The 16342-nt window shown below is 60.4% G+C and carries 15 protein-coding genes and 1 pseudogene; 9 read left to right on the top strand and 7 right to left on the bottom strand.

All coding sequences use genetic code 11. From position 1 onward, the window contains the following. The first annotated feature begins 4 nt into the window (after positions 1–4). Together KGA85_RS04650 and KGA85_RS04655 are read left to right on the top strand one after the other, a co-directional pair. Positions 5–1414 (top strand): MBOAT family O-acyltransferase, encoded by a 1410-nt coding sequence (locus KGA85_RS04650; RefSeq protein ID WP_223535163.1) that lies wholly within the window; start codon positions 5–7, stop codon positions 1412–1414. Beyond that, positions 1414–2575 (top strand): annotated as a pseudogene (locus KGA85_RS04655) (alginate O-acetyltransferase AlgX-related protein). Before KGA85_RS04650 ends, KGA85_RS04655 begins: the two are co-directional and overlap by 1 nt. On the opposite strand, the gene KGA85_RS04660 reads toward KGA85_RS04655, so the two are convergent. From KGA85_RS04660 to KGA85_RS04675, 4 genes are read right to left on the bottom strand one after another with little or no spacing between them, the layout of a single operon-like run. Further along, positions 2572–3411 carry a sugar phosphate isomerase/epimerase gene (locus KGA85_RS04660; RefSeq protein WP_223459437.1) on the bottom strand — a complete coding sequence of 280 codons (840 nt, stop codon included), beginning with the start codon at positions 3409–3411 and terminating at the stop codon, positions 2572–2574. The pseudogene KGA85_RS04655 and the gene KGA85_RS04660 overlap by 4 nt on opposite strands. Before the next feature lies 1 nt (position 3412). Further along, entirely contained in the window at positions 3413–4654 is a 1242-nt protein-coding gene (locus tag KGA85_RS04665) for an NAD(P)/FAD-dependent oxidoreductase (protein ID WP_223533716.1), read from the bottom strand. Between the two features lie 18 nt (positions 4655–4672). After that, entirely contained in the window at positions 4673–4993 is a 321-nt protein-coding gene (locus KGA85_RS04670; protein WP_007991153.1) for a MocE family 2Fe-2S type ferredoxin, read from the bottom strand. A 36-nt stretch (positions 4994–5029) separates the two neighbouring features. Next, a complete protein-coding gene (locus KGA85_RS04675; protein ID WP_223459440.1) occupies positions 5030–6142 on the bottom strand; it encodes a fatty acid desaturase family protein in 1113 nt (370 codons plus the stop codon). A gap of 181 nt (positions 6143–6323) precedes the next feature. Here KGA85_RS04675 and KGA85_RS04680 point away from each other — a divergent pair, with 181 nt between their 5' ends. Next, positions 6324–7373, top strand: a complete 1050-nt coding sequence (locus KGA85_RS04680) for a substrate-binding domain-containing protein (protein WP_223459442.1) — start codon at positions 6324–6326, stop codon at positions 7371–7373. A 31-nt stretch (positions 7374–7404) separates the two neighbouring features. On the opposite strand, the gene KGA85_RS04685 is transcribed toward KGA85_RS04680, so the two are convergent. After that, positions 7405–9408: a sigma-54 interaction domain-containing protein gene (locus KGA85_RS04685; RefSeq protein WP_223533720.1), complete on the bottom strand. Its 2004-nt coding sequence runs from the start codon at positions 9406–9408 to the stop codon at positions 7405–7407. A 211-nt stretch (positions 9409–9619) separates the two neighbouring features. Between KGA85_RS04685 and KGA85_RS04690 the strand changes: the two genes are divergently transcribed. The 3 genes from KGA85_RS04690 (at position 9620) to KGA85_RS04700 (ending at position 12454) form a co-directional block, all read left to right on the top strand. Next, a complete protein-coding gene (locus KGA85_RS04690; protein ID WP_223542947.1) occupies positions 9620–10642 on the top strand; it encodes a Gfo/Idh/MocA family oxidoreductase in 1023 nt (340 codons plus the stop codon). Continuing rightward, entirely contained in the window at positions 10639–11427 is a 789-nt protein-coding gene (locus KGA85_RS04695) for a TIM barrel protein (protein ID WP_223542948.1), read from the top strand. Before KGA85_RS04690 ends, KGA85_RS04695 begins: the two co-directional genes overlap by 4 nt. A gap of 100 nt (positions 11428–11527) precedes the next feature. Next, positions 11528–12454 (top strand): sugar ABC transporter substrate-binding protein, encoded by a 927-nt coding sequence (locus tag KGA85_RS04700; RefSeq protein WP_223459448.1) that lies wholly within the window; start codon positions 11528–11530, stop codon positions 12452–12454. Between the two features lie 114 nt (positions 12455–12568). Here KGA85_RS04700 and KGA85_RS04705 read toward each other — a convergent pair whose 3' ends face one another. Then, on the bottom strand, positions 12569–13021 hold the full coding sequence (locus KGA85_RS04705; RefSeq protein ID WP_223459450.1) for an Lrp/AsnC family transcriptional regulator: 453 nt from the start codon (positions 13019–13021) through the stop codon (positions 12569–12571). 185 nt (positions 13022–13206) lie between these two features. On the opposite strand from KGA85_RS04705, the gene KGA85_RS04710 reads away from it, so the two are divergent. Genes KGA85_RS04710 through KGA85_RS04720 form a run of 3 tightly spaced genes read left to right on the top strand, consistent with a single transcriptional unit; the run spans position 13207 to position 15191 of the window. After that, on the top strand, positions 13207–13824 hold the full coding sequence (locus tag KGA85_RS04710) for a LysE family translocator (RefSeq protein WP_223542949.1): 618 nt from the start codon (positions 13207–13209) through the stop codon (positions 13822–13824). Between the two features lie 25 nt (positions 13825–13849). After that, positions 13850–14692 (top strand): 3-methyl-2-oxobutanoate hydroxymethyltransferase, encoded by an 843-nt coding sequence (gene panB, locus KGA85_RS04715; RefSeq protein ID WP_223459454.1) that lies wholly within the window; start codon positions 13850–13852, stop codon positions 14690–14692. A gap of 13 nt (positions 14693–14705) precedes the next feature. Next, a complete protein-coding gene (locus KGA85_RS04720) occupies positions 14706–15191 on the top strand; it encodes a MaoC family dehydratase (RefSeq protein ID WP_223459456.1) in 486 nt (161 codons plus the stop codon). A 105-nt stretch (positions 15192–15296) separates the two neighbouring features. Here KGA85_RS04720 and KGA85_RS04725 read toward each other — a convergent pair whose 3' ends face one another. Beyond that, a complete protein-coding gene (locus KGA85_RS04725) occupies positions 15297–16319 on the bottom strand; it encodes an ABC transporter permease (RefSeq protein ID WP_007986627.1) in 1023 nt (340 codons plus the stop codon). Between the last annotated feature and the right edge of the window lie 23 nt (positions 16320–16342).

Genomic DNA, 16342 nt, shown 5'->3' on the forward strand with positions numbered 1-16342 from the left:
CACCATGGCTTTTGCCTCTCTCGAGTTTCTGACGTTGTTCCTGCCGCTGTTCCTGTGTGCCTATGCACTGTGCCCGGCGGCCTGGCGCAACGTCACGCTACTGATCGGCAGCTGGCTGTTCTATGGCTGGCTGAGCCCACGGTTCCTCGCGGTGCATGTGGTGCTGACGATCACGGCGTGGGTCGGCGGCTTGCTGATTGACGCCCTGCGGGAAGAAGGCAAGGGCCGCGTGCGGCTACTCGCGACGCTGATCGTGCTCAACACCTCGGTGCTGTGCTGGTACAAGTACGCCAACATCGTTGCCGGCACCTTAATCGATGCCGTCACCGGGTACGGCGCCATGCCCCTGGACTGGCAGCGGGTCGTCATGCCCGCCGGGCTGTCGTTTATCGTCTTGCAGGCGATTTCCTATCTGGTGGATGTACATCGCCGTACCGTGCCGGTTGAACGCAGCTTCATTAACTACGCCACCTATATTTCGATGTTCGGCCATTCGGTCGCCGGCCCCATCATTCGCTATGACTGGGTTCGGCGCGAGCTGAATCAGCGTTACTTCAACCGGCAGAATTTCTCGCTGGGCGCACGCCGCTTCATGGTCGGGATGTGCATGAAGGTCCTGGTGGCCGACACCCTGTCGCCGGTGGTCGACGTTGCGTTCAATGTACAGAACCCCAGCTTCTCTGACGCCTGGGTCGGCTGCCTTGCCTATTCCTTGCAACTGTTCTTCGACTTCGCCGGCTACAGCGCCATGGCCATTGGTCTGGGCCTGATGCTGGGCTTCCACTTTCCCGAGAACTTCGACCGTCCTTATCTTGCCAACAGCATCCAGGACTTCTGGCGCCGCTGGCATCTGTCGCTGTCCAGCTGGTTACGCGTCTATCTGTATATTTCGCTGGGCGGCAATCGCAACGGCACCTGGAAAACCTACCGCAACCTGTTCCTGACCATGGCCATTGCCGGCCTCTGGCACGGTGGCGATAGCTGGAACTATCTGCTGTGGGGCTGCGCCCATGGCCTCGCGTTATGCGTTGATCGTGCCTGGAACCGCTCCACCCTGCCCGCTGTACCGCCGGTGCTGTCCCATGGCCTGACTCTGCTGTTTGTGTGCCTGGCCTGGACACTGTTCCGCGCCCCCGACTTACATAGCGCGCTGAGCCTGTATGCCGGACAGTTCGGCCTGCAGGGCATCGCCCTCGGTGACGAACTGTCCACGACCCTGCGCCCGGTACACGGCATTGCGGGTTTGCTGGGTGTGTTCGGTGTCGTCGCACCGCTGCTGCGCCCTTACTGTGAGAAACGACTGGGCGGCCTTTTGCTCTACTCCGCCGCCCTTTGGCCCATCGCCGGTTTCATGCTGTCGTTCGCACTGATCGCCAGTCGCGAAACCGTCCCCTTCCTGTATTTCCAATTCTGATGACGATCCCAAAGCACACCCCGCCCCCCACTCAGCCAGATGATCCGACGACACGCAGCAGTCGGTTGGCAGGCGTAGCGCTGCTGATATTCCTGGTCGTCGGGCTGCTGTCCACTGGCCGTCTGCTCGTTTCAGGGCAGATCTCGCTGCTACCCGATAAAGTGCTGACCACGCAGATTCTTGACGGCGATATCACCCATCGGATCGCCAAGGAACTGTCGAACGCTCACTTTCCCACCACGCTCACCGAGCTGGAGCGCGGTGCCAGTTGGCTGCTCCTTAGCGACACGGGGCCAAGGGTTCGCTCGGGTTGTCCTGACTGGCTGTTTTTGGCCGATGAACTCAAGATCAATCACCAAGCGCAGCGCAATGCCGATGCCAATGCCAAGGTCCAGGCAGTGATTGATCTAAAGCAGCAACTCTCCCAGCGAGACATTAGCCTGCTGGTGGTCATCGTTCCCGACAAGAGCCGCATCGCTTCCGGGCAGCTTTGCGCACTGCACCGCCCAGCCGCTCACGAAGGGCGCATCCAGGCCTGGACCTCGAAGCTGGATGCGGGTGGCGTGTCGAATCTGGACCTCACCGGTGCGCTCACGCCACTGGGGGCCAGTGCCTGGTTGCGCACCGATACGCACTGGAGCGAATCCGGCGCGAAGGCCGCGGCCGAGGCTATCGCGCAGCGACTGAAGAGCCTGGGCATCAGTGCAACGCCACGCAGGTCGTTCAACGAAAGTCATGCCCCGCTCGCGGTGCGACCTGGCGATCTGGTCCATCTGGCGGGCATCGACTGGCTGCCGCTCAAATGGCAACCCGCAGCCGAAATGGTCGCCCAGACCAGCACCGACGAATTTCCCGTTGCGTCAGCCGCCAGCCCTGACACCGAGGCAGACCTCTTTGGCAATGCCGACCTCCCCGACACCGCACTCATCGTGCACTTCATTCTCACGCAACGCCAACTTCGCAGGGTTTCTGCAGCAGGCACTGGGCGCCCCCGTAGGTAACTTCGCCAAAGACGGCGGAGCGTTCTCTGGCGCTGCAAACAGCTACCTCAACAACCCGGCCTTCAAAGAAACGCCGCCAAGGCAAATCATCTGGGAGATCCCGGAGCGGGACCTGCAGTCGGCTTACATCGACCCCATTGCCTATCGCTCATTGCGCTAAGGCAATCGCATCCGGCAGTCGCTCCAAACCCCACGGATCAGCGCCTTCAAGATCAACGCCTCCTCCCAGCGATCCGTGATGTCACGCCCATCAGCCCCCGTGATCGCATAGGGTGGCGGGCCGAGTTCGCAGGTGAAGGACAGGCTGGCGGGTGTGTTCGGGCGGGCCAGCCAATCCTCGATCCCGTAGCGCCACCAGCCCAGGAATCGGTCCAGCCAGGGCCGATGTTGGGCGAAGCTCAAGGCCACCTGGACCTGTTCGCCGTTGGCAACCCGACCGTGAAAGCCCCAACTGTGGCGCAGGATGGTGAGGATCTGTTCGTCGTCTTCAGCCGTGGCCGACTCAGGTAATTCCCGGCCCACAACGTAGTGGGACAAGTCGGCCAACAGTTTGAGGTCAGGCATTTGCGCGAGAATGTCGAGGGTGAACAACAGGTCGCTGGTGAGGCGATAACGGTGGGTTTCCAGCAGGATCGGAAAGTCCACCTGCTCGGCCAGACGCTGCCAGCCTTCGATCAGTTCGATGGCTTGCGCCAGCGTGCGCGGCCGGACGTCGGCCTGCAACGTGAGGTGGTGGCAGCCGTAGCGGGAAACGACATCGAGCGCGGCCGCCAGATCATCCACGGTCCGGGGGAACAGTTGACCTTCGATTTGCAGGCCTTGCGCCTTGGCGGCGGCGCTCAGGCGTGCAGCCTGTGGCGCCTTCCAGAAATGGTCGGTGATGCCGTCGAAACCGGCGGCGGCGATTTTCTCCAGTAGCGCTTCAATGGAAAGGTCGCATTGGCCACGGTGATCTTGCATGGCCCACAAGGACTGAAACACCAGGAATTCGCGCATGTCAGTTCCTCGACAATTGTTTGAGCGATACATCGGCATCGGCTAAAGCGACCACCGAGAGGGGGTTATGGTTGGCGATCAGCCGTTCGCATAACTTGATGTCCTTGGCGACGCTATTGCCCTGGCCCCAGCCGCAAGCCCCCAGCAGACGTTGTTCGGCATCGAGGTAGAACAACAGGAAACCACCCCCCGGGGTTGTCCGGCTCGCCGTCGGTTCAGTGTTGGCGATGACGCCCACGGTTTGCAGCCCCCAGTCGTACTGATCGGACCAAAAACCGGGAATGACGTCGAAGGGCTGCTCGCCCCCCAGCAGGTTCAGAGCGGCGTGACGGCCCTGGGTTTCGGCGTTGCGCCAGGTTTCCTGACGCTGGAAAACCCCTTGCGGGTGCAGACGAAATTCACAGACGTCGCCTGCCGCAAAGATATCCGGCGCACTGGTGCGCAGCTGCGCATCGACGCGAATGCCCTGACCAACCTCCAACCCGGCGGCCATGGCCAACTCGGTGTTGGGTTGCATGCCGATGCCCACCACGACCAGGTCGCAGGGCAACAACTGGCCGTCGACCAATTGCACCGCTTCAGCGCGGGTGGAGCCCTGCACCGTTTCAATCGCCACGTTCAGCCGGACATCCACGCCCTGGCGGCGATGCAATTCCAACAGGACACTGGACAATCGCTCCGGCAGGACGCGGCCCGCCAGGCGCGGCCCGGCTTCGAGCAAGGTCACCGTGCAACCCAGGGCACGGGCGGTGGCGGCGACTTCGAGGCCGATAAAGCCACCGCCGATGATCACCAATCGGGCGCCTGGCCGCAGCGAATCGCGCAGTGCGACCGCCTCGTCATGGGTTCGCAGATAAAGTACGTTGGGCAGATGCCCGGGCACCGAGGGCAACAGCCGCACCCTGCCCCCGGTCGCGAGCAACAGACGGGCGTAATGCAACCAACTGCCGTCGGCCAACTGCAATCGATGCTGCTGCGGATCGAGGTTTTTCACCGGGTTAGCGGCCAGGTGTTCGATGTCCAGTGCAGCAAGTTGAGCGCTATCGCACAAACTGCAACCCGCCAGTTCAACCGTGCCCTGTAACAGCCCTTTGGACAGCGGCGGACGTTCGTAGGGCGGGTGGAGTTCGTCGCCGATAAGGATCAGGCGACCGCGATAACCTTCGGACCGCAGGGTCAGGGCCGCGCGGCCACCGGCATGCCCGGCGCCAACGATGACCAGTGGAGCATTGGCAGGATTCATGGCACAGACTCCGAGCAGTTAAACCGAAATAGCGAGCAAGACACGCCCCGCCTCGACCCGGACCGGATAGGTCTTGAGGTTGACGCACACCGGCGCACCCAGGGCTTTGCCGGAGCGGTAGTCGAAACGTCCGTTGTGCTTGGGGCACTCGATGACATGTTCCATCACCAGGCCGTCCGCGAGGTGGATGGACTCGTGGGTGCACAGGCCTGCGGTGGCGAAGAACTCGTCGTCTGCCGAGCGGTAGACGGCATAGGTGTGCGGACCATGGTCGAAACGAATGACATCTTCTTCATTTATTTCGCCCACGGCACAGACATCGATCCATTGATCGGTCATGGCGTTTTCTCTTGTAGTGGTACAGCCAGGAAGGTGTCAGGCCGGCGTTGCTTCAGGCTCTACCTGAGCGGTGGCGGCCGGCGCTGCGCGTTGTGGCAAAGGGCGACGGACATAATGGGTCGGGTCTTTGCGCTGCTTCCAGATGGTCGGAAGGATTTCTTTGAAGGCCTCGAACAGGCTGGCGTACGGCGGCGGGCAGTCGTGACGAATTTCTTCGTGAAGCTGCGCCAGCGCATGAAACGGCACCATCGGGTACATGTGATGCTCGAGATGATAATTCATGTCGAGGTACAGAAAGCGCAGCAGCGGGTTCATGTAAATGGTCCGGCAGTTGCTGCGATGATCGAGCACATCCTCGGCCAGGCCGACATGCTGCGTCAGGCCGAACAGGTAGGACAGCCAGCCGCCGTACAGGGTCGGCAAACCGATAAACATCAGCGGCAACCAGCTCTGCAGATACACTGCCGCCGCCAGAGTCAGCCCATAAATCACCAGCCAGATGCGCGCCGCCGTAAAGACCTTGGGCCACTCGGACTCGGGGATGAAGGTCTGCTCCTCTTCAGCCATTCGCCCGGACGCATGCCGGCAGACCGACCACATCGTCTTGATTGCATAAGGCATCCTGAACAGGCTCAGCACCATCATGATCAGGCTCGGCGGGCGCGGCTCGACGATCTCCGGGTCGCGCCCGACGATGATGGTGTCGGTGTGGTGCCGGGCGTGGCTCCAGCGCCAGACATGGGGCTCGAACATGAACATGAAGCTCGACAACTGGTAGACCGCATCATTCATCCAGCGGGTTTTGAATGCCGTTCCGTGACCGGTTTCGTGCCAACGGGCATTGGACGCCGTGCCGTAGAGCAGCCCATAGGCGAAGAAGAACGGAATGCACGCCCAGGAGCCCCAGAACCAGTAACCACCGAACCCGGTGACGACCATCGCCAGCAGCCAGATCGCGGTGTCGCGCAAGGCCGGGCCATCGCGGCGCTGCATCAGTTCCTTCATGCGTTTACGGGGAATGGGAGATTGATACCAGTTAGCCGAAACCAGGCCTTTTTGCGCTGCTTTAGCGGCTTCGGGCCCCGTCAACCGATAATCCCGAGGCACGGGTTTACCGGAGTTTTCAGATGCTGCGTGTTGTTCAGGCATTTTATTGTTCTCCGCAAGCTTGATGGTTTAAGGCACTTGCTTCGATGCGGGATCACATCGCTTGAGAAAAGATAGAGAGCACAAAGATTACCCTCAAGCCCTTGAATACATTCCCTATCAAGCTATCATCCAGGCCCATTGCAGCTTGATAGTTTTCTATCAAAGCGCCTGGGGGCTCGCCATGAACAACACTAAACGCCCAACCATCGCCACTGTCGCCGAGCATGCCGGTTTGAGTGTCGCCACCGTGGACCGGGTGCTCAATGCCAGGGCTCCGGTGAACCCGGCTACCGCCGAGCAGGTGTTCCAGGCCGCCGAGGCGGTTGGTTATTTCGCGGCCAGGCTGATCGGCCAGCGGATCCGCGAACGGCGCCCCAGTTATCGTTTCGGCATCCTGTTGCTCGGCACCGCCCAGGCGTTCTACGCCAACGTTGCCGCCGCCATCACCGAGGCGGCACAGCGTCAGGCCGGCGCCAACCTCATCTGCCAGTTCGAGTACGTCTTCGATCGCTCACCCAGCGCCATCATTGCCCAGATCGAACAACTGGCAGTGCAGTGCGATGGCCTGGCGGTGGTCAGCTTCGCTCACCCACTGATCAACGCCGCCATCGCTCAGATCAGGGCCGCGGGCGTGCCAGTGATCGCACTGCTGTCCGACATCCACGAGGCGGCAAATGAGCCTTATGTCGGTCAGGATAATCATGTAGTCGGACGCACCATGGGCTGGCTGCTGGCTCATACCTGCGGTGCCCACAAAGGCAGCGTCGGGGTACTGCTGGGCGGCCACCGTTTTCTCGGCCACCAGGCGCGGGTGGAGGGGCTGCGCAGTTATCTGACGGAGCACGCACCGGGGTTGCAGCTACTCGAAGCGGTGATCAACCTGGATAACTGTGACGTCACCGAAGAGGCCACTCTGGAACTGCTGGCGCGACATGACGACTTGCGGGGTTTGTGCGTGGTCGGCGGTGGCGGCGACGGCATCATCAGTGCCCTGTCGCAGCTACCAAAGCAGCCGTCGCTGTGCAGCATTCTTCAGGAATCGACCGAGCTGTCGCGCCAAGCCCTGGCCCAGGGATTGATCAGCCTGGTCATCGACTCCCAGCCGCGATTGCTGGCGGCTGCGCTGGTCGACTTGCTGATCGAACTGCAAACCACACCGGACTTCGATCCTGTCCGGCATCGAATCCATATTCCACTGCAGATCATGACTTGCGAGAACGCTCGAGGCTGAACCTGTGGCGAGGGCGTTTTTGGTTAACCCCTCAGCGCTCGGGTCCCGAGCGGAACGCATCGGCACTCAACCCAAACCGGTTCATCTTGTTGTACAGCCCGCCGCGGGAAACGTTCAGCTGTTTGGCGGCCAGGCGGATGTTGCCGCGGGTATCCTTGAGGGCCGTGATGATCGCGTTCATTTCATGGGTGCCGAGGTCCATGGCCGCCCGAGGCTCAGGCACGTTTCCCGGCGCCGAAGGCCGCAGTCTTTGCTTGATTTCGAGCGGTAGGTCTTCGGGTTGAATCAGTTCGGTCACTGCCAGATTGGTCGCCCGTTCAATGGTGTTTTCCAGCTCGCGAACATTGCCTGGCCAGTGGTAGGCGCAAAGAATATCCAGCGCCTGCGGCGAGATGCCCTGCACCGATTTGCGCAGCGAGCGTGCGCAACGACCAAGAAAATGTTGCGCCAGCAAGGGCACATCCTCGCGGCGCATCCTCAGGGGTGGAACCGTCAGATTCAGTACGTTGAGCCGGTAGTAAAGATCCTCACGGAACGCACCATCGGCCACCGCCTGACTCAAGTTGCGGTGGGTGGCGGCGATGATGCGGACATTCACCTGCCGGGATTTCTTTGCGCCCACCCGCGTCACCTCGCCTTCTTGCAAGACGCGCAGCAGGCTGACCTGGGCATCAAAAGACATGTCACCGATTTCGTCGAGGAAGATCGTCCCGCCATCGGCCAATTCGAACTTGCCAGCCGAACCGCCACGGGCCGATCCGGTGAAGGCGCCCTCGACATGCCCGAACAGTTCGCTCTGCACCAAATCTCGCGGAATGGCCCCGCAATTGACCGCCACAAACGGACCACTGCAGCGGTCACTGCCGTTATGAATCGCCTGGGCGAACAACTCCTTGCCGGTGCCGCTTTCGCCCAGGATCAGTGTGGTCGAGTCACTGCGACTGGCAATCCGTCCCAAGTGCAACGCGTCCTGAATGGCTCGCGAAGTGCCCTGAATGGTTTCGAAGGTGTAGCTGGCCTGAGTGCCGATGATCCGCCGGGTAATTTCCCGGATGCGTCGGTTCTCCCGCAGCGAAACGATGCGCCCGCCTTGTTCCAGTGAGCACACGGACACCAGGCACGCCAGCTGGCTGCGATCATGCAATTCAAAGGTGCAATCCAGATCTCTTATCCCTTCAGACTGCTGCCCTTCCCCGCCGCGCAGCAGAACCTCATTGGTCAGTTCGCTCCGGCCCAGACGCTGGAACGGACTGCCCAGCAAATCCAGGCCCACGCGAAACAATTGCCGGGCATAGCGGTTGAGCGCCTTGATGCAGCCGCGCTCATCCAGCACCACCAGTCCCTCGTTCAGCACTTCAAGCACGGTTTGTTGTTCTTCCAGCAAGGCCTGCAGCGCCATCTGCCGCGAAACCGCTTCGGCTGCGGCCTGGACGGTGCCCAGAGTATGGAAATGAAACCAGCCGGGCTCTGCGGTCAGGGTCAGCATGGCCAGTGTCCGGCCCTGGGCATCCCGGATCGGCGCGGCGGCACAATGCATGCGCCGCCGACGCAGATCGACCCCGAAGTTTTCCTCGGCCAGCACATACACCAATCGGTCTTCGGCAAGCGCCAGCCCCGTGCAGTTGGTGCCCTGCACCGACTCCAGCAGTTGGCTGCCCACCGGTGTGAGATCGAGGCCGCAGGAATACAGCATCGTTCCTTGGGCATCGGTCAGATTGATATGACCTCTGGGATTGTAGGCCAGCAATCCGCGCATGACCTCCGCTGCCGCTGCGATCAACGCGCGATTGGCTGCCAGCGTCGCGGCCAGATCGGTGGGGGCGACAAACCGGTACGCACCATCCTCAGGGTTGAGGCCTGCACTGACGCTGCGCAACCAGGAGTCCCAAATCACCTGCCTGACCCCGGCAGGTCGATCGATACACCCTCTCAGACACGCCAGCCAGGCCTGTTCCAGCTCTGCGATCGGTCCTTCGTTCAACGACGCCGGTCCGATTGCGGCGATGTAATCGAGGTCTTGCGCGCTGAAGGCCATCGGCTGTGGATTCACTCTGCGTCCCTATGTTCATATTTTCGACATGTCAGTATAGACATGTCATCTGAATGAACACTTAATTCAAACAACTATTATTAAACCATTAAATATCAATCACTTAAAAATTGGCATGGCGCTTGCTCCCTGCTTTGTACCAGCGAGGACATTCCTGCTGTCGAGTCGTTGAACAACAATAAAAGGGAGTCATTTCATGAGTGCATCCAAAGTCATCCGCCTGGGTCTCATCGGCGCCGGCCGCATGGGCAGCTTCCACGGTCAGACCGCGGCCCGGAACATTCCCGGTGCCTGCCTGGCCGCCATCGCCGACCCGACACCCGGCCAGGCCGCGCGCCTCGCCGCAGAGTTGGGTGTACAGCGGGTCTACACCGATCCACAGCAATTGCTCGATGACCCGGAAATCGACGGCGTGTTGATCGCCGCCCCGGCCCGCAGCCATGCCGAATTGGTGATTAGTGCAGCACGGGCCGGCAAAGGGGTGTTCTGTGAAAAACCCATGGCCATTACCCTGGACGAAGCCGACCGCGCCATCGCTGCGGCTGCCGATGCGCGAGTGACGCTGCAGGTCGGCTTCAACCGCCGCTTTGCCAAAAGCTTCCGGGCGGCTCACCTGGACGTGGTCGCCGGACGTATCGGTACGCCGCAACTGCTGCGCTCGCTGACACGCGATCCGGCCCTGAACAATCCCGCCGCCTCGCCGCAGTGGGTGATTTTCCTCGAAACCCTGATCCATGACTTCGATACCCTGCGCTACCTCAATCCCGGCGCCGAAGCGGTTGAGGTGTTTGTCATGGCCGATGCCCTGATCGCTCCGGACTTCAAGGACAAGGGGTTGCTCGACACAGCCGTGGTCACGATCCGTTTCGACAACGGCGCCATCGCCACCGCCGAGGCGAATTTCCAGGCGGTGTATGGCTACGACGTTCGGGGCGAAGTGTTCGGCAGCGCCGGCATGCTGAGCATGGGCAGCGTCAATGACTCCGACCTGGTTCGCTACCTGGCCACTGGCATCCAGGCAGACACCCAGCGTTTGGACACCGACCTGTTGCGTGATGCCTACGTGGCCGAGCTCAATCACTTTGTCGACTGCCTGCGCAGCGGCGAAAAACCACTGGCGAGCGGCGAAGATGCGAAAGCCGCACTGGCCATTGCCCGTGCCTGTATCGAGTCCTTCCAGCAGGGCAAAGCGGTGCGTGTGCAAGGAGGCCGTCCATGAGCTTCACTCCGTTCAAACTGTCGATCAGCGCCGAAATGGTGTTCCTCGACCTGCCGTTCACCGAACGGGTCAAACGCATTCATGCACTGGGCTTCAGCGCCGAAATCTGGAGCTGGACGACCAAAGACATTCCCGCCCTGGTCGCCACCGGCGCAGACTTCACTTCCATGACCGGCTACATCTCGGGCAATTTGACTGATCCCGAGGACATCCGGCACCTGCTCGACAGCGCACGGGAATCGCTGGCCGTTGCCGCCCAATTGAACTGCCCGAGCCTTAACCTGCATGGCACGGGTCTGGGCGATAAAGGCTTGCCAGTCAAACCCGTGGCTCACACCACCGGACGCATGTGGTTGAGCGCCTGCAAGACCCTGGAGAAAATCGCTCGCCTGGGCGAAGACGCCGGCCGGGTGTTCCTGCTGGAAAACCTCAATACCGAGGTGGATCACCCCGGCACGCCGTTCGCTCGCGCCGACGATACCCTGGCGCTGATCGAGGCCGTGGGCAGCCCTCATCTGAAGATGAACCTGGACCTTTACCATGCGCAGATTGGCGAAGGAAACCTGATCGAACTGATCCAGCGCGCCGGCAGCGCCATCGGTGAAATCCAGGTCGCTGACGTCCCTGGGCGCATGGAACCGGGCACCGGCGAAATCCATTACCCGGCCATTGCCAAAGCCTTGTTCGGTATGGGATACACCGGTGTCGTCGGGCTTGAGGGCTGGGCCAGCGGCGACAGCGAAGCGGCACTGGAACGTTTCCGGCAAGCGTTCACGCTGGGTTGAGGAGCCTGCGGCGCGCCTGGACGTTGACTCTACGCGCGCCAGCAACCCTCTCCCCTGATCTTGATGAATGTCGACTTATAACAACAAAAGGAAAACCATCATGCGTCGCTGCACACTACTTTTTGCCACGCTGCTACTCGTCTTCAGCCAATGGGCCGCCGCCAGCTATCGCATCGGTGTCAGCATTGCCAGGGTCGACGACAACTTCATGACCTATGTGCGCAGTGGCCTGGAGGAAGCCGCCAAAAAGGACAACGTCCAGATCCAGTTCGAGGACGCCCAAGGCGATGTGGTTCGCCAGCTCAATCAGGTCCAGGGCTTTCTCAACCAGAAAGTCGATGCGGTCATCGTCTTGCCCGTAGACACCGCCGCCACCGCCAACATGACCCGCGCCGCCGTCGAAGCGCAGACGCCACTGGTCTACGTCAACCGCCACCCGGACGAACGCGTCTTGCCCAAAGGCGTGGTCACCGTGGCGTCGAACGACATTGAGGCCGGGCAACTGCAAATGCGCTACCTGGCTGAAAAACTGGGAGGTAAAGGCACCCTCGCGATCATCATGGGCGACCTCGCGCAAAACTCCACGCACGACCGCACCGAAGGCGTCAAACAAGTGCTCAAGGACTATCCCGGGATCAAGATTGTCGAACAGCAAAGCGCCGAATGGCAGCGCAACAAAGGCATGGACCTGACCAGCAACTGGCTGCTGGCCGGCACGAGTTTTGATGCCATCGTCGCCAACAATGACGAGATGGCCATCGGCGCCGCCATGGCACTGCAGCAGGCCGGCAAAACCAAGGGCGAGATTGCGATTGTCGGCATCGACGGCCTGCCCGACGGCCTGGCGGCGATCAAGCGCGGGATGCTGGTGGCCTCGGTCTTTCAAGACCCCAAGGCCCAGGCGGCCACTGCGCTGCAAGCGGCCATCAAAATGATCAAGGGTGAGCCGGTCGAGACGGATGTCTGGGTGCCTTTCCAACTGATCACGCCGGAGCAGGTTGCCGTCTATGAGAAACATTACAAATAGCGCCCGGCGCTAACCGTTGACGCCGCTGTCCCGGTCGGGAATCAGCGGCGTTTTTCGTTGGGTGAACAGCGTTGTGCGAAATCGAAAGACCAAACCGCAGGGCTTGCCACGCCTTCACAAAGGAAGCGGCCTATCCTGAACGACCCGTTTCATAACGAGGGTCGAGGTCAACCGTTGTACGTTGGGCAAGGTCGAAAGGCTCTCATCGTATAGCTGCTGGAAGGCTGGCAAATCCTGAGTGATGACGTGCAGCAGGTAGTCCGGCTCCCCGAATAACCTCTGGGCATCGACCACTTGCGGGATCTCGATGAGCGCCGTCTCGAAAGCCTCGACAGCTTGCCTGTCTCCCTCACGAAGCGTGGCAAACACCATCGCTGAAAAATTCAGGCCGAGTGCGCCTGGGTCCAGCTGTGCCCTGTAGCCAAGCAACACACCTGACTCTTCCAGTGCCCGTACTCGCCGATGACAAGGGGAAAGGCTCAGCCCCACTCGCTCAGCGAGTTCAGTGACCGAAAGGCGACCATCTTTTTGAAGCTCAGCAAGAATCTTTCGATCAATCCTGTCCATATAGAAAAATCTCCCCTTACAGCGCACATGAACGATTACTTTTGAAATTTAATTCTAACAACATTTCATTATTCTTCCTCTCACCATTAACGCCGCACTCCCTTGACCAAAGATGAGGCGGCCTGTGATTCGCGGAGCGGGACGATGCAGAGAGCGGTGTGTCATCAACGGGAGTGCCTGGCGCCATGACCTTCAGTATTTTTGTTGCTTTCTGGGCGGTGTCGATTCTGTTCATCATCACGCCCGGTGCAGATTGGGCGTACGCGATTTCGGCGGGTTTGAAGGGCCAGGTCGTCCTGCCCGCTGTGGGCGGGCTTTTGTCCGGCCATTTGATTGCAACCGTAATTGTTGCCGCCGGTGTTGGCGCGCTGGTCGCCAATCACCCCATTGTCTTGACGGTGCTTACGGTTGCCGGGGCGGCTTATCTGTTCTGGTTAGGTATCAACATGCTTGTCCGTCCCTCTACACCCCATGCTGACGACATCCAGGTGTCGGGCTCCTGGAAGCGCTGGGCGCTCAAGGGGCTTTGCGTCAGCGGGCTGAACCCGAAAGTGTTCCTGCTATTCCTGGCGCTATTGCCACAATTCACCGACGCAACCGCTACCTGGTCTGTCCCAATGCAGATGATTGCGCTAGGGCTCGTCCACACCGTCAGTTGTGGCGTTATCTACCTGCTGGTGGGATTTGGCTCACAGGCCGTTCTCCAGGCACGCCCCGCCGCCGCTCAGTGGGTCAGTCGTTTCTCCGGAGCGGCCATGATCATCATCGCGGTCGTTCTGCTCACCGAGCAGATGTCGGGTTAATCCATTTTTCAGCGAGACAACCACAATGAGTGACCAACCTCCACCCTATGGCAGCGCCCCTCCCGCCCAACCGGCGACACGCGTGCGAATCCCGCATCTGAAACAGATGAAAGTGCAGGGTCAAAAATGGGCGATGCTCACAGCGTACGACATGTACAGCGCAGCCATTTTCGAAGAAGCCGGAATCCCTGTCCTGCTGGTGGGCGATTCCGCCTCGAACAATGTCTACGGCAATGAGTCCACGCTTTCAGTCACCGTTGACGAACTTATCCCTCTGGTTCGCGCGGTCAGCCGTTCGACACGGCGAGCACTGGTGATTGCGGATCTTCCTTTCGGCTCTTACCAGGCTTCGGTGGAACAATGCTTTCACACATCCGTTCGTTTCATGAAAGAAGCCGGTGCGCATGCGGTCAAACTGGAGGGCGGGATCGAGGTGCTGCCTCAGATAAAGAAGCTCGTCAGCGCAGGCATACCCGTCATGGCGCACATAGGCTTCACACCACAGATGGAACATCAACTGGGTGGCTATCGCGTCCAGGGCCGTGGCGAGGATGCGCAGCGCCTGATAGACAGTGCCAAAGAGTTAGAAGCAGCGGGCGCATTCGCTATCTTGATCGAGATGGTGCCGGGTGATGCAGGTCGAGCGATCACCGAAGCGATTTCAATTCCGACCGTCGGGATTGGCGCGGGTAACCAGTGCGACGCTCAGGTTCTGGTCTGGCAGGACATGGCCGGACTACGCACCGGCCGCATGCCGCGATTCGTCAAACAGTACGCCGACCTTCGCTCGGTACTTCACACCGCGGCAAGGGACTTTGCACTTGAAGTGGAAGCAGGAACATTTCCTGGCCCCGAACATACTTTTTAACCAGGGAGTCGTTATGAAGAGCCCAAGAGAACGTGCTGCCGAAGGGCTCCAGGTCGGAGACCGGTTCACGATAGTCCGCTGCTTTTCAGATGACGATATTCGTCAATTCGCGCAGATTTCCCGAGACTACAATCCGGTTCACTGCGATGCGCGCTACGCCGTGATACGCAGGTTCAAGGAGCCCATCGCCCACGGCCTTCTGACAGCCAGCCTCGTCACCGAAATTGGCGGGCAAATCGGTTGGCTGGCAACGGGGATGAGTTTCGCGTTCAAACGACCGGTTTATGCGGGAGAACAGATCACCTGCCACTGGCTCATCGCTGACATCGATGAACGCGGTCACGCGAAAGCCGAAATCAGAATACTCAACGCAGAGGGAATCACAGTGCTGGAGGCGACTACGACTGGAGTGCTACCCGGAGCGGAAGAACGTGAATGCCTCAAACAGATGATTGCTGACGGAGATCCCACCAACGGTGCTGCCGGATCCGCCAGTTGATAGCCTGGAATCGATGGCAAGCGGTTTATGGGTTTATTTGAATGCGTGATGGGGGTATTGCGAAGCGAGAGCCAGAAATGGCCCTCGCTGTTTTTGCAGTCAAATTCAGCGCTTGAGTTTGCGCTTGTTGCGGTACTGGTCGATGACCACCGCGACCACGATAATCAAGCCTTTGATGATGTCCTGGATGTAGGCATCGACCCCGACGAAAGTGAATCCGCTGGCCATCACCCCAAGGATCAGTGCACCGATGACCGTGCCGGTGATGCGCCCTACTCCGCCCGCCAAACTGGTACCACCGATGACCGCTGCGGCAATCGCATCCAGTTCATAGGACATGCCCATCCCGGCCTGGCCGGTGGCGGCACGGGCCGAAGCTACCACGCCCGCCAGCCCCGCCAGCAACCCGGCGATGCTGTAGACGATGACCAGATGGCGTTTGACGTTGATACCGGACGTACGCGCCGCCTGCATGTTGCCGCCGATGGCGTAGGTGTATTTACCGTACTTGGTGTAGCGCAGCGCGATATGGAAGATCACCGCCACCACCAGAAAAATGATCACCGGCATCGCGCCGTGACCGATGGCCGTGTAGGAGTCCGATAGCATGCTCACCGGCTGGCCTTCGGTGTAGTAACGCGCCAGGCCACGGGCCGAGACCATCATGCCCAAGGTGGCAATGAACGGTGGAATCCCGGTAATTGCAATGATGCTGCCGTTGATTGCCCCCGCCAGCAGCCCGACGCCGAGCCCGACAATCACTGGAATCCACACCGGCAAGTCAGTCAGCGACGGGAATACCGCCCGTGCGAAATCCGAGGTCTGCGCCAGGCTGGCGGCAATCATCGCCGACAACGCCAGCACCGAGCCTGAGGACAGGTCAATACCAGTGGTGATGATCACCTGGGTCACGCCAATCGCCAGCAGGCCGATGATCGACACTTGCAGGATCATCAATACCAGCCGCTGGGAGTTCATCAGGAAGCTCTGGTCGCGCACGATCCAGCCGAACACCTCGAACACCAGGCCGATGCCGATCAGCACGAGGAAGATGCTCAGTTCAGTCGGAAAGCGCCGGCGACTCTTGACCGGTGCCGTTGCTGGCTTGTTTTCCAGTATCGCATTCATAACCACTCCCCCTTCTATCGCGT

Source organism: Pseudomonas sp. GL-B-12 (assembly GCF_019955895.1).
Taxonomy (GTDB): Bacteria; Pseudomonadota; Gammaproteobacteria; order Pseudomonadales; family Pseudomonadaceae; genus Aquipseudomonas.

What these genes read in the sequence shown, in the direction of transcription:
- KGA85_RS04700 (WP_223459448.1), top strand. Translation starts at nt 11,528, where the DNA reads ATGCGTCGCTGCACACTACTTTTTGCCACGCTGCTACTCGTCTTCAGC.
- KGA85_RS04660 (WP_223459437.1), bottom strand. Translation starts at nt 3,411, where the DNA reads ATGCGCGAATTCCTGGTGTTTCAGTCCTTGTGGGCCATGCAAGATCAC.
- panB (WP_223459454.1), top strand. Translation starts at nt 13,850, where the DNA reads ATGAGTGACCAACCTCCACCCTATGGCAGCGCCCCTCCCGCCCAACCG.
- KGA85_RS04670 (WP_007991153.1), bottom strand. Translation starts at nt 4,993, where the DNA reads ATGACCGATCAATGGATCGATGTCTGTGCCGTGGGCGAAATAAATGAA.
- KGA85_RS04710 (WP_223542949.1), top strand. Translation starts at nt 13,207, where the DNA reads ATGACCTTCAGTATTTTTGTTGCTTTCTGGGCGGTGTCGATTCTGTTC.
- KGA85_RS04720 (WP_223459456.1), top strand. Translation starts at nt 14,706, where the DNA reads ATGAAGAGCCCAAGAGAACGTGCTGCCGAAGGGCTCCAGGTCGGAGAC.
- KGA85_RS04725 (WP_007986627.1), bottom strand. Translation starts at nt 16,319, where the DNA reads ATGAATGCGATACTGGAAAACAAGCCAGCAACGGCACCGGTCAAGAGT.
- KGA85_RS04650 (WP_223535163.1), top strand. Translation starts at nt 5, where the DNA reads ATGGCTTTTGCCTCTCTCGAGTTTCTGACGTTGTTCCTGCCGCTGTTC.
- KGA85_RS04685 (WP_223533720.1), bottom strand. Translation starts at nt 9,408, where the DNA reads ATGGCCTTCAGCGCGCAAGACCTCGATTACATCGCCGCAATCGGACCG.
- KGA85_RS04680 (WP_223459442.1), top strand. Translation starts at nt 6,324, where the DNA reads ATGAACAACACTAAACGCCCAACCATCGCCACTGTCGCCGAGCATGCC.
- KGA85_RS04690 (WP_223542947.1), top strand. Translation starts at nt 9,620, where the DNA reads ATGAGTGCATCCAAAGTCATCCGCCTGGGTCTCATCGGCGCCGGCCGC.
- KGA85_RS04665 (WP_223533716.1), bottom strand. Translation starts at nt 4,654, where the DNA reads ATGAATCCTGCCAATGCTCCACTGGTCATCGTTGGCGCCGGGCATGCC.
- KGA85_RS04675 (WP_223459440.1), bottom strand. Translation starts at nt 6,142, where the DNA reads ATGCCTGAACAACACGCAGCATCTGAAAACTCCGGTAAACCCGTGCCT.
- KGA85_RS04705 (WP_223459450.1), bottom strand. Translation starts at nt 13,021, where the DNA reads ATGGACAGGATTGATCGAAAGATTCTTGCTGAGCTTCAAAAAGATGGT.
- KGA85_RS04695 (WP_223542948.1), top strand. Translation starts at nt 10,639, where the DNA reads ATGAGCTTCACTCCGTTCAAACTGTCGATCAGCGCCGAAATGGTGTTC.